This is a genomic window from Williamsia sp. (assembly GCF_016462415.1).
Taxonomy (GTDB): Bacteria; Actinomycetota; Actinomycetes; order Mycobacteriales; family Mycobacteriaceae; genus Williamsia_A.
Genome location: NZ_JAEMTF010000062.1, coordinates 1 through 11,434, shown reverse-complemented (window position 1 = coordinate 11,434; position 11,434 = coordinate 1). Strand labels below are relative to the sequence as shown.

General features: G+C 68.5%; 12 protein-coding genes. 4 read left to right on the top strand and 8 right to left on the bottom strand.

The annotated features are described in order from the left end of the window. Positions 1 to 134: 134 nt before the first annotated feature. A complete protein-coding gene (gene glgB, locus JHC79_RS15250; protein WP_296392256.1) occupies positions 135 to 2,345 on the top strand; it encodes a 1,4-alpha-glucan branching protein GlgB in 2,211 nt (736 codons plus the stop codon). A gap of 25 nt (positions 2,346 to 2,370) precedes the next feature. On the opposite strand, the gene JHC79_RS15245 is transcribed toward glgB, so the two are convergent. Genes JHC79_RS15245 through JHC79_RS15225 form a run of 5 tightly spaced genes read right to left on the bottom strand, consistent with a single transcriptional unit; the run spans position 2,371 to position 6,528 of the window. After that, positions 2,371 to 3,285: a tetratricopeptide repeat protein gene (locus JHC79_RS15245; protein ID WP_296392290.1), complete on the bottom strand. Its 915-nt coding sequence runs from the start codon at positions 3,283 to 3,285 to the stop codon at positions 2,371 to 2,373. A gap of 50 nt (positions 3,286 to 3,335) precedes the next feature. Further along, positions 3,336 to 4,580 (bottom strand): MFS transporter, encoded by a 1,245-nt coding sequence (locus JHC79_RS15240; RefSeq protein WP_296392254.1) that lies wholly within the window; start codon positions 4,578 to 4,580, stop codon positions 3,336 to 3,338. Then, a complete protein-coding gene (locus JHC79_RS15235; protein WP_296392252.1) occupies positions 4,577 to 4,882 on the bottom strand; it encodes a thiamine-binding protein in 306 nt (101 codons plus the stop codon). The genes JHC79_RS15240 and JHC79_RS15235 overlap by 4 nt, the downstream gene beginning before the upstream one ends. Before the next feature lie 57 nt (positions 4,883 to 4,939). Beyond that, positions 4,940 to 5,284: a DUF3817 domain-containing protein gene (locus JHC79_RS15230; RefSeq protein ID WP_296392250.1), complete on the bottom strand. Its 345-nt coding sequence runs from the start codon at positions 5,282 to 5,284 to the stop codon at positions 4,940 to 4,942. Between the two features lie 56 nt (positions 5,285 to 5,340). After that, complete coding sequence (locus JHC79_RS15225; RefSeq protein ID WP_296392248.1) at positions 5,341 to 6,528, bottom strand: acetyl-CoA C-acetyltransferase; 1,188 nt, start codon at positions 6,526 to 6,528, stop codon at positions 5,341 to 5,343. A gap of 97 nt (positions 6,529 to 6,625) precedes the next feature. On the opposite strand from JHC79_RS15225, the gene mce reads away from it, so the two are divergent. Continuing rightward, complete coding sequence (gene mce / locus JHC79_RS15220; protein WP_296392246.1) at positions 6,626 to 7,120, top strand: methylmalonyl-CoA epimerase; 495 nt, start codon at positions 6,626 to 6,628, stop codon at positions 7,118 to 7,120. Positions 7,121 to 7,192: 72 nt separating this feature from the next. Further along, positions 7,193 to 8,311: a hypothetical protein gene (locus JHC79_RS15215; protein WP_296392244.1), complete on the top strand. Its 1,119-nt coding sequence runs from the start codon at positions 7,193 to 7,195 to the stop codon at positions 8,309 to 8,311. A gap of 7 nt (positions 8,312 to 8,318) precedes the next feature. Here JHC79_RS15215 and JHC79_RS15210 read toward each other — a convergent pair whose 3' ends face one another. Further along, complete coding sequence (locus JHC79_RS15210) at positions 8,319 to 8,609, bottom strand: hypothetical protein (protein ID WP_296392242.1); 291 nt, start codon at positions 8,607 to 8,609, stop codon at positions 8,319 to 8,321. Between the two features lie 7 nt (positions 8,610 to 8,616). Further along, entirely contained in the window at positions 8,617 to 9,300 is a 684-nt protein-coding gene (gene nucS, locus JHC79_RS15205; protein WP_296392240.1) for an endonuclease NucS, read from the bottom strand. Positions 9,301 to 9,359: 59 nt separating this feature from the next. Here nucS and JHC79_RS15200 point away from each other — a divergent pair, with 59 nt between their 5' ends. Further along, positions 9,360 to 9,917 (top strand): NUDIX hydrolase, encoded by a 558-nt coding sequence (locus JHC79_RS15200; RefSeq protein WP_296392238.1) that lies wholly within the window; start codon positions 9,360 to 9,362, stop codon positions 9,915 to 9,917. On the opposite strand, the gene glsA is transcribed toward JHC79_RS15200, so the two are convergent. Then, entirely contained in the window at positions 9,892 to 11,307 is a 1,416-nt protein-coding gene (glsA, locus tag JHC79_RS15195; protein ID WP_296392288.1) for a glutaminase A, read from the bottom strand. The genes JHC79_RS15200 and glsA overlap by 26 nt on opposite strands. Positions 11,308 to 11,434 lie beyond the last annotated feature (127 nt).

Sequence of the window (11,434 nt, the reverse complement as noted above, 5' to 3'; positions counted from 1 at the left end):
TTCCACTGGGGTCAGGCCAACTACGTCCGACTCGAACCGTGGCGCCAGGTCGCCCACATCGTCGCGCTGCAACCGATCCCCCCGGACACCGCCGCCCGACTGGCGTTCCGACTCCCCGAGAGGCAAGCGAGCTCATGAGCACCATCGACGCGGCCATGCCGGCCCAGGACCTCCACCGGTTGCGGGTCGGCACCCATCACGATCCGCATTCGGTGCTCGGCGCGCATCCGGTTCCGGGCCACACGATCCTGCGGACGCTGCGTCCGGATGCGACCGCGGTCGTCGCGGTCATCGGCGGCAAGGACCACCCGATGCAGCGACAGGCCGACGGGCTGTTCGTGGTCGCCGTTCCCTACGCCGACCTGATCGACTACCGCTACCGCGTCACCTATCCGGCCGCCGACGGCACCACCACCGACTACCTGGTCGCCGACGGCTACCGGTTCCTGCCCAGCCTCGGCGAGCTCGACCTCCACCTGTTCGCCGAGGGCCGCCACGAGCGCCTGTGGGACATCCTCGGCGCGCACCTGCGCAGCTACGACACCCCCGACGGAACCGTCACCGGCACGTCCTTCGCCGTGTGGGCGCCCAACGCCCGCGGCATCACCCTGATCGGGTCGTTCGACGGCTGGGCGGGTCGGAGCACCCCGATGCGGTCTCTCGGGTCCAGCGGGGTGTGGGAGGTGTTCGTGCCCGACGTCGGCGCGGGGACGCGGTACAAGTTCCGCATCCACGGCAGCGACGGCGTGACGCGGGAGAAGGCCGACCCGATGGCGCGTCGTACCGAGCTGCCGCCGGCGACGGCGTCGATCGTCGACGACACCGACCACGTCTGGGACGACGCGGCGTGGATCAAGGAACGGGCGACGCTCGTCCCGACCGACGAACCGATGAGCGTCTACGAGGTGCATCTCGGATCGTGGCGCCAAGGGCTCGACTACCGCCGGCTCGCCGTCGAACTCGGTGACTACGTGGTGGCGATGGGGTACACCCACGTCGAGCTGCTGCCGGTCGCAGAGTTCCCGTTCGGCGGTTCGTGGGGATATCAGGTCACGTCGTACTACGCGCCGACGTCGCGCTTCGGCACCCCGGACGACTTCCGACACTTCGTCGATCACCTGCACGCGCTGGGTGTGGGCGTGCTCGTCGACTGGGTGCCCGCGCACTTCCCCAAGGACGAGTGGGCACTGGCCCGGTTCGACGGTCAGCCCCTCTACGAGCACGGCGATCCCACCCGCGGTGAGCAACTCGACTGGGGCACCTACGTGTTCGACTTCGGACGCAACGAGGTGCGCAACTTCCTGGTCGCCAACGCGCTGTTCTGGTTCGACCAGTTCCACATCGACGGTCTGCGGGTCGACGCGGTCGCGTCGATGCTCTACCTCGACTACTCGCGGCCCGACGGCGGCTGGACACCGAACATCTACGGCGGGCGCGAGAACCTGGAGGCGGTGCAGTTCCTGCAGGAGATGAACGCGACCGTGCACAAGTACCACCCCGGGGTGGTGACGGTGGCCGAGGAGTCGACGTCGTGGCCCGGCGTCACGCGCACCACCAACCTCGGCGGTCTGGGTTTCTCCATGAAGTGGAACATGGGGTGGATGCACGACACCCTCGGCTTCCTCGGCCGAGATCAGGTGCACCGCAGTCATCACCACCACGAGATCACCTTCTCGCTGATGTACGCCTGGAGTGAGAACTTCGTCCTGCCGATCAGCCACGACGAGGTCGTGCACGGCAAGGGGACGCTGTGGAGTCGCATGCCCGGCGACTCGCACGCCAAGGCCGCAGGTGTCCGGGTGGCGCTGGCCTACATGTGGGCCCACCCCGGCAAGCAGCTGCTGTTCATGGGCCAGGACTTCGGCCAGGTCGCCGAATGGTCCGAGGAGCGCAGCCTCGACTGGGACCAGCGCACCGGATGGGAGGGCGAACTGCACACCGGCATCGAATCGTTGGTGGCCGACCTCAACCGGGTCTACCGTGCGACCCCGGCGCTCTACTCACAGGACACCTCGCCCAACGGCTACTCCTGGATCGACGCCAACGACACCGCGGGCAACATCATCAGCTTCCTGCGGTTCGGCTCCGACGGCAGCGTCGTCGCCTGCCTGTTCAACTTCTCCGGCGTCACCCGCACCGATTACCGGGTGGGACTACCGGTCTCGGGTACCTGGGTCGAGGTCCTCAACACCGACTCACCGCACTACGCGGGATCGGGCGAGGGCAACATGGGTGCGGTCGAGGCCGACGGCGACCCGTGGCACGGCCGCCCCGCCTCGGCGCGGATGACCCTGCCCGCCAACGGCGCGATCTGGTTCGCTCCGGCGACAGGCCTCGCGACCTAGACGACGTCCGCCGCCGGCAACGCGATCAGTACAGGGCGCTGGCGAGCTTGCGCCGCGCCGAGACCACGTACGGCTCGGCGGGATCGAACAGCTCGAACAACGACAGCAGTCGGGTCCGCACCTGTGACCGCTCGTCGCCGCTGGTCGCCCGGACCAGCGCGATGAGACGGTCGAAGGCGTCGTCGGGGCGCTGGCTCAGCAGCAGGACGTCGGCGGCGGCGAACTGCGCCTCGATGTCGCCCGGCTGAGCCGAGTCGACCACCGACGGATCGTGGCTCTGCGCGCGGATGACGAACTCGACGTTGCGGGCCGCCGATGCCGCCTCGACGTTGGTCGGATCCGCCTCGGCGAGTGCCTGATACGCGGCCACGGCGCCCTCGAGGTCGCCGTCGTCGAGCAAGGCCTCCGCCGCAGCCATTCCGGGGTCCTCGACCTCGGTCGGCTCGGACGGTTCGGCCGCGGGCAGGCCGGTGAGCTGGTCGCCCACCTTGTTCAGGATCTCGTCGACCCATGCGGTGATCTGCGCAGCCGGCTGCACCCCCTGGAACGCGGCGACGGGCTGTCCGTTCGCGATCGCGACCACGGTCGGGACCGACTGCACACCGAACGCCTGCGCGATCCGGGGATTCGCGTCGATGTCGATCGTGGCGAGGATCCACGAGCCGTTCGCCTCGCTCGCGAGCCTCTCCAGGAGCGGCGAGAGCTGCTTGCACGGCTCGCACCAGGTCGCCCAGAGGTCGACGAGCACCAGGACCTGCTCGGAGCGGGCGAGCACCTCGGTCTCGAAGGTCGCCTCCGACACCTCGACGACCGGCGGGACGGCCGGGGCCGAACCGCTGTCGGTGGGCTCCGTACCGGGCGGACGAGACGGCGCGGCGGGCCGGGTGCGCGCGGCGTCGGCTCGTTCTTTGAGGACGGACAGGTCGACCGCGCCGGTCATGGCGGCCGCGCGGGCGACGGCGGCGGCGGGAGGACGTTGTTGGGGTCGGCTCACACATCCAGTTTGGCACGCGCGGTGTCATCGGAGCCACGCGGCGCACGACCGCTCGTACGGACCACACCGGCGGCCGCGGCGCCGAACGCCATGGCCGCGGCGGCCAGCCACAGGGCCGTTCCCAGGGTGAAGGTGTGGCTGATCGGGCCGATCAGCGCCGGCCCGGCCAACATGCCGAGGTAGCCGCTGCCGACGACGGTCGAGATGACACGACCGCTGGGCTCGGCGGTCACGTTGCCCGCGGCGGTGAACAGTTGTGGGACACCACCTGCGACCCCGATGCCGAACACAGCCCAGCCGAGGATGGCCACCGCCGGTATCGGAGCGCAGATGACCACGGTCATGCCGATGACCGCGGTGAGGGCACCGCCCCGGACGACCGCGACCGGTCCGAACCGGGCGGTCACGGCGTCGGCGGCGAATCGGCCGATGAGCATCGTGGCGCTGAAGGCGCCGTACGCGACCGCCCCGGCCGCGTCAGAGGTCCCGAACCGCTCGACCAGATGCAGCGCGCTCCAGTCGTATGCGGTGCCCTCGGCGAGCATCAACGCGAACGCGGCCAGCGCCATCAGCACGATCCGCCCACGGAGACCGGGCGGGAACCGCTTGCGCGAGATCGGATCCGCGGAGGGAACCGCGTCCGCGCCGTTGCCCGCGCGTCCGGCAACCAGGAACGGCCGCGTCGCGAGCACCCCGACCGTCGACACCACGGCCACCGCACCGACGGTCATCGCCACCGGGACGTCGAGGAACAGGCCGGCCGCCGCGATCGCCGACCCCACCATCCCGCCGACGGAGAAGTAGGCGTGGAACGACGACATGACCGGACGACCGTAGGCCTGCTCGATCACGACGGCCTGGGAGTTCATCGACACGTCGAGCGCGCCGTTGCCGAAACCGAACAACGCCAGGGCGAGAGCCAACTGCAGTGCGGATCCGGCGAACACCGGGCCCAGCGTCGACACCGCGAGCACCAGGGCACCCGCGATGGTCAGCCCCCGCGAGCCCCACCGATCGATCAACGGTCCACAGAGCTGCATGCCCACGAACGCCGACCCACCGAGGATGAGGAGCAGACCGCCGAGGGTGGTGTGATCGACCCCGGTCCGGTCGGAGATGACGGGGATGTGCGACACCCACATCGAGGCCAGGAACCCATTGATGCCGAACACCGCCGACACCGAGACCCGCTGGCCCCGCAGCCGAGGTGTCACCGGCGGCGGCGTGGTCGTCGCACTCACTCCAGGTGCCGGTCGACGCGTTCGACCTTCGCGGTCAGTTGATCGTCGAACCCCGGCCGGATGTCGGCCTTCAACACGAGGGACACCCGGGGCGCGAGCGCGGCGACGGCGTCGGTGGCCGCCTTGACCACCGCCATCACCTCGTCCCACTCACCCTCGAGATAGGTGAACATCGCGGTGGTCTGATGGGTGACACCGGAATCGCGCACGACACGGACGGCGGCGGCGACCGCAGCGCTCATCCCGCCGTCGGCATCCACCGAGTCGGCACCGGACGGGGCAACGCTGAAGGCGACGATCATGGGTCAACGGTCACACGCACGCGGCGTCGACCGCAACCGCGATCGCGGCCGTGCCGGTCAGGCGAGCTGGGCCTTCGCGGGTTCGGAGAGTTCGCCGAGGTGGCCGTTGCGGACGGCCCAGCGCTCGAACACCAGGGTGCCGAAGGGCGGGATGCTCGAGACCAGCGCCAGCAGGGTGATCTTCGGGGTCCACTTCAGCGACATCGCGGTGACGATCGAGACGATCACGAACACCACGAAGACGATCCCGTGCACCATGCCGGGCACGGCGACCGCCTCGGTGTGCCCGAGCACCCACTTGAAGAACATCGCGATCAGCAGGGCCAACCACGTCATGGCCTCCAGAACCGCGATGAAGCGGAATCGCTTGGCCGTGGTGCGCAGGTCGAAGAAGTTGCTCATGCCGACCATTGTGCCCGATACGAGAACCGGATACTACGCACAGTAGTAGGAGTCGGTCAGGACTGCGCCGGGACGGTGAGGATGAGCGCGTCGCCCTGTCCACCCGCACCACACAGGGCCGCCGCACCCACGCCGCCGCCACGTCGGGCCAGTTCGAGCGCGAGATGCAGGGTGATCCGAGCGCCGGAGGTGCCGATCGGGTGACCCATCGCGATCGCACCGCCGTTGACGTTGACGATCTCGGGGTCGATGCCGAGCTGATCGGTCGACGCGAGACCCACCGCGGCGAAGGCCTCGTTGATCTCCACCAGATCGAGGTCCTTGGGTGCGATACCCGCACGTGCACACGCCTTCTCGATGGCGTTGGCAGGCTGGCTCTGCAGCGTCGAGTCGGGCCCGGCGACGACTCCGTGCGCGCCGATCTCGGCCAGCCAGGTCAGCCCCAGCTCGGTCGCCTTCTCCTTGCTCATGACCACCACCGCCGCCGCACCGTCGGAGATCTGCGACGAGTTGCCTGCCGTGATGGTGCCGTCCTTGCGGAACGCCGGACGCAGACGTCCCAGCGAATCGGTCGTCGTGTCGGCCCGGACGCCCTCGTCGGTGGTGAACTCGATCGGATCGCCCTTGCGCTGCGGGATGCTGACGGGCACCACCTCATCGGTGAAGACGCCGTTCTTCCAGGCCGCCGCGGCGCGCTGGTTCGAGCGGGCCGCGAACTCGTCCTGCTGCTCACGCGTGTAGTGGGTGCGGTCGTTCTCCTGCTCGGTCAACGCGCCCATGGGCTGGTCGGTGAACGGATCGTAGAGACCGTCGAACGCCATGTGGTCGACGAGTTCGGTGTTGCCGTACTTGAAACCACCGCGGCTGCCGGGCAGCAGGTGCGGGGCACCGGTCATCGACTCCTGACCGCCGGCGACGATGCAGTCGAACTCGCCGGCGCGGATCAGCTGGTCGGCCAACGCGATCGCGTCGATACCGGACAGGCACATCTTGTTGATCGTCAACGCGGCGACGTCCCAGCCGATCCCGGCCTTCACGGCGGACTGCCGCGCGGGCATCTGACCGGCACCCGCGGTCAGGACCTGGCCCATGATCACGTACTCGACGGCCGACGCCGGCACGTTCGCCTTCTCCAGCGCTCCGCGGATGGCGACGGCGCCCAGGTCGACTGCACTGACGTCCTTGAGAGAACCCATCAGGCGACCGATCGGGGTGCGGGCTCCGGCGACGATGACCGATGACATGGGGACCTCCGGTGTGGAACGGGCGGAGACGCTCGTGTGCGGCTCCGGTGACGCCTCGAGTGGCGACGTTTTCGGGCCCAACGCTACCGTTGCCGATATGACAGCGTTTGCAGAGTCGCCCTCCGCGCCCGACCCCGCGTCCGGCCCCACTGCGCTCATCGGCGATCTCGTCACCGCCATCGACCACGTGGGCATCGCGGTGAGCGACCTCGAGGCGACGAAGGCCTGGTACGCCGAGAACCTCGGCTTCGTGTGCCTGCACCAGGAGACCAACGCCGATCAGGGTGTCATCGAGGCCATGGTGGGACCCGCCGACGCGCAGATCACCGGCAGTGCGCAGATCCAGTTGCTGGCCCCGTTGGACGACTCCTCGACCATCGCGAAGTTCCTCGACCGCAAGGGCCCCGGCCTGCAGCAGCTCGCCGTGCGGGTCGTCGACGTCGACGAGGTGGTCCGTCGCCTCACCGCCAACGGCGTCCGCGTGCTCTACCCCGAGGCGCGCCGCGGCACCGCCGACTCGCGGATCAACTTCGTGCATCCCAAAGACGCTGGTGGCGTGCTCCTCGAGCTGGTGGAGCCCGCATCACACTGAGCGCGAACCGGATGTCCGTCCGATGGCGGACTCGCATCAATGAAGTCGTCTCCACCGCGTAAACTCTGCGCCATGTCCGAACACGATCACGCCTCGCAGTCCGGCCTTCCCTTCGCCATCGCCATGCGTGGCTACGACCGAGAACAGGTCAGCGAGTTCTTCAAACGCTCGGACGCGGAGATGCGTGTCATCGCCGCCGACCGTGATGCGGCCGCGGCCAACGCCCGCGAGCTCGCCGAACACCTCGACGACGCGCGCGACGAGATCGAGCAACTCCGTCGCGACGTCGATTCGCTGTCGGTCCCGGTCAGTACCGCCCAGGGCATGAGCGACCGCATCTCCCGCATGCTTCAGCTCGCCGCCGACGAGGCCTCCGAGATGCGCGCCACCGCCCAGTCGGAGGCGGCCGAGCTGCTCTCGGTGGCGCGACAGGAGGCGGCGGCGCTGCGGGCCGACGCCGCCGAGGAGGCATCGTCCACCCTGGCCGCGGCCAATGTGGAGTCGCAGCGGCTACGGACCGAGGCATCCCGTCTCGAGGCCGACGCCCGGAAGCGCTCGGAGGACAACGCGAGCTTCATCTCCGATCGGACCGCCGCGATGGAGACCGAACACAAGCGGACGATGGCGGCAGCCAAGCAGGAGGCCGAGCGGATCGTGGCCAACGCCCGCGCCGAGGCCGAGGAGATCGACGTCCAGGCGCAGCGCAATCGTGAGCGCGTCCAGGAGGACTTCGACGTCACCATGGCGGCCCGGCGCGACAAGGCCGTCACCGCGGTCAAGGAACTCGAGCTGTCGTCGGAGGCCACCGCACGTGACCTCATCGACAACGCCTCCGCCGAATCCGATCGGCTACTCGCGCACTCGCACTCGATCGCGACCGACCGGGTGACCCGCTCGGCGGAGTTGGTGCAGAGCACCCGTCAGCTGCGGTCCCGGATGCTGGCGCAACTCAGTGAGGTGCGCAGTCAGCTCGACGATCTGCCCCGTCTGCTCGCCGAGCTCGAGGAGGAGAAGGAACTCGTCGACACCGACAGCACCGATCTGCTGAACTCCGGGTTGGCCGAACACGCCAAGATCTCCCGGTCGACCGAGGGACGCTCCCCCGCCGACGCCGAGACGAGCGCGGACGACGACGATCGCGACGAGCAGGGATCGCATCGGACGACGCCGATGAGCCAGTCCTACCGCTGAGTTCGTCTCAGGACCGGTAGCCGGTTCGACCAGCCCGCCCACGCCAGCACCCGGTGTGCCAGTGCCGACGGTCGTCACCGCCACGGTCGTCCACCGGCCAGGCGACGATGTGTGCGGTCCCGGGAACGATGGAGTGGTTGCAGCCCGGGCACAGGTAGGTCTTGGTCGCGGCCGTGCCGGAGATCGGCCGGACGTGGTGGTCGACCTCGTACCCTGCGGGCCCGGTCTCCACCCGGTGCAGGGGTCCGGCCGATGCCGCTCGAGGCGGCGGGCGGTCTCGCCTGTTGTGACGGGGCATGGCAGCCTCAGAACAGCCGGAACTCGGTGCTCTCGGTTCCCCGCAGCGCATCGTAATCGAGTATCAGGCAACGGATCCCGCGGTCCTCGGCCAGTGTTCGCGCCTGCGGTTTGATGAGCTGCGCCGCGAACACACCGGAGACCGGCGCGAGCGTCGTGTCACGATTCATCAGTTCGAGGTAGCGAGTGAGCTGTTCGACACCGTCGATCTCACCGCGGCGCTTGATCTCGACGGCCACCGAGGCGCCGGACGCGTCGCGGCACAGGAGATCGACCGGCCCGATGGCCGTCATGTACTCCCGACGCACCAGGGTGTAGCCCGGACCGAGCGTCTGTACGTGTTCGGCCAGCAGTTCCTGCAGATGCGCCTCGACGCCGTCCTTGACCAGACCGGGATCGATCCCGAGCTCATGCGAGGAATCGAGTTCGACCTCGCCGAGCAGGATGCGGAGCTCCTCACCGGCCTTGTTGGTCACCACCCACAGCGCGGTGCCCGAGGTCCCCTCGGGAACAGGTTGCTCGGTCAGCCAACACGGCGGGCTCATCCAGTTCAGCGGCTTGTACGCGCGATCGTCTGCGTGCACGCTCACCGACCCGTCGTTCTTCACCAGGAGCAGGCGACGGGCCATCGGCAGATGAGCCGTCAACCGGCCCACGTAATCCACCTGGCACTCCGCGATCACCAAACGCACTCTCCCACCTTAGGGGTCGACGGGTTGTCGGGACCGACCCACCCGACGATGCTGGGCACGTGACCGATGTGACCCGGCTGTCGTCGAGAACCGTGTACCGCAACGCTTGGATGTCGGTCCGAGAGGACGACGTCCGACGGGCCGACGGCAGCGCCGGGATCTACGGGGTGGTGGACCGTCCGCTCGGCGTCGTCGTCGTGGCGCGCCGACCCGCGGCCGGTGGCGAGCAGATCTACCTGGTCGAGCAGTTCCGGTATCCGGTCGGAGCGCGACGGTGGGAGTTCCCGGCCGGAACCGCCCCTGACGGCGAGAGACTGGGCGCCGTCGCCCTCGCCGCCCGCGAACTGCGGGAGGAGACGGGACTCGTCGCCGAGAGTCTCACCCATCTCGCCACGATTGACGTGGCCCCCGGGTTCTGCGCCCAACGTTCGGCGGTCGTACTCGCCGAGGACCTGATCGAAGGCGAACCGGACCGAGAGCACGAGGAGCAGGACATGCGGGGTCGCTGGTGGGGCCGTTCGGAGATCGCCGCTGCGATCGAGACGGGAAAGATCTGTGACGCGCAGACGCTGGCCGCCTGGGCGTGCGTCGTCAGTCGCGGTTCGCGGCCCGCTTGAGCAGGATGTCCTCGGCCACCGCCACTGCCTCGGCCATCGTGGAGGTGATCGCCGCCTCGGCCGGGTTCGACGGCAGCCGCTCGTGGGACCGTCGGTTCTTGCCCACGAGGATGGCGTCGGGATCCACGATCACCCATTCCTTGCCGTCCTCGCGGAGCGATCGACGCAACCCGATCAGCATGCGCCGGGACACCTCGTCGATCATGCCGACCCGTTGCAGTTCCACGATGATCACATCGGCGTCCGCGCGGATCGACTCGACGCGACGGACCACACTCTCGGTTCCGGAGAAGGTCAGGTCTCCCTGGAGTTCCAGCACCCGGATCCGCTCTCGGTGCGCACGGAGGTAGGCCTGGTCGACGGTGTCGCGGTCGGTGCCGATGTCGAGCTCGTGACCGTCATAGGTGGAGCGGATCGTCACGCGGCTCTCCCGGGCGACGTTGAACATGTGCAGGCCCAGATCGGCAGACAGGTGCCGGCAGGCCCGCACACCTCGGACGCTGTTGCCGTGTTCGTCGAGGCGGGGCGAGTAGACACCGATGCCCAGCTGTCCGGGCAACACCGCGAGGATGCCGCCACCGACTCCGCTCTTGGCCGGCAGCCCGACCGACGTCACCCAGTCACCGGCGCCGTCGTACATGCCGCACGTGGTCATCACACTCAGGACGCGTCGTACGACCACCTGATCCAGCATCCGGCGTCCCGTGCGGGGATTGGTCCCACCGTTGGCCAGGGTGGAGCCGATCACCGCCAGGTCGTCGGTGGTGACGCGCACCGAGCACTGTCGGAAGTACAGATCCACCGCATCCTCAGGGTCCGCGGGCATGACGCCGTAACTCTCGAGCATGTAGGCGATCGCCCGGTTACGTGACCCACTCGCCGTTTCGGACCGGTACACGGCCTCGTCCATCGACAGCCGCCGACCCGCACACCCCGAGTAGAAGTCGAGTATCCGCGTGAATGCCTCATCGACGTCACCGGAATCGGTGGCACCGTTGACGTCGCGTCCGGCGTCGAGGAGCAGCGCCGCTGCCGTGATCGCGCCGGCGTTGATCATCGGATTCTTCGGGTTACGCGTACGTGCATCGACGCTGATCTCGTTGAACGCCTCACCCGAGGGTTCCACACCGATGTGTGCGTCCACGGTCTCGACACCCCGTTCGGACAGGGCCAGCGCATATGTGAGCGCCTTGGAGATGGACTGGATGGTGAACTCGAGGGACGAGTCACCGATCGAGTACACGTGTCCGTCGTGCACGGCCACCGACACCGCGAATCTGTCCGGGTCGACCGCCGCGAGTTCGGGGATGTAATCGGCCAGTTCGCCGACGTTGTTCACCACGCAGTCGGTCTCGATATGACGCAGATAGTCGACGACGACGGACACCATGGTGCCCATCCAAGCAGATGGTCCAGAAATGACTGAAGCCCCGGAAACCGATGAGGGTTTCCGGGGCTTCAGTAAGTTGTGTTCGGCGGTGTCCTACTCTCCCACACTGATTAGGGTGCAGTACCAT

Coding starts and splice junctions, on each gene's coding strand:
- glgB (WP_296392256.1), top strand. CDS start 135: ATGAGCACCATCGACGCGGCCATGCCGGCCCAGGACCTCCACCGGTTG.
- JHC79_RS15225 (WP_296392248.1), bottom strand. CDS start 6,528: ATGTCATCGGTCATCGTCGCCGGAGCCCGCACCCCGATCGGTCGCCTG.
- JHC79_RS15230 (WP_296392250.1), bottom strand. CDS start 5,284: ATGAGCAACTTCTTCGACCTGCGCACCACGGCCAAGCGATTCCGCTTC.
- JHC79_RS15215 (WP_296392244.1), top strand. CDS start 7,193: ATGTCCGAACACGATCACGCCTCGCAGTCCGGCCTTCCCTTCGCCATC.
- glsA (WP_296392288.1), bottom strand. CDS start 11,307: ATGGTGTCCGTCGTCGTCGACTATCTGCGTCATATCGAGACCGACTGC.
- mce (WP_296392246.1), top strand. CDS start 6,626: ATGACAGCGTTTGCAGAGTCGCCCTCCGCGCCCGACCCCGCGTCCGGC.
- JHC79_RS15245 (WP_296392290.1), bottom strand. CDS start 3,285: ATGACCGGCGCGGTCGACCTGTCCGTCCTCAAAGAACGAGCCGACGCC.
- JHC79_RS15210 (WP_296392242.1), bottom strand. CDS start 8,609: ATGCCCCGTCACAACAGGCGAGACCGCCCGCCGCCTCGAGCGGCATCG.
- JHC79_RS15235 (WP_296392252.1), bottom strand. CDS start 4,882: ATGATCGTCGCCTTCAGCGTTGCCCCGTCCGGTGCCGACTCGGTGGAT.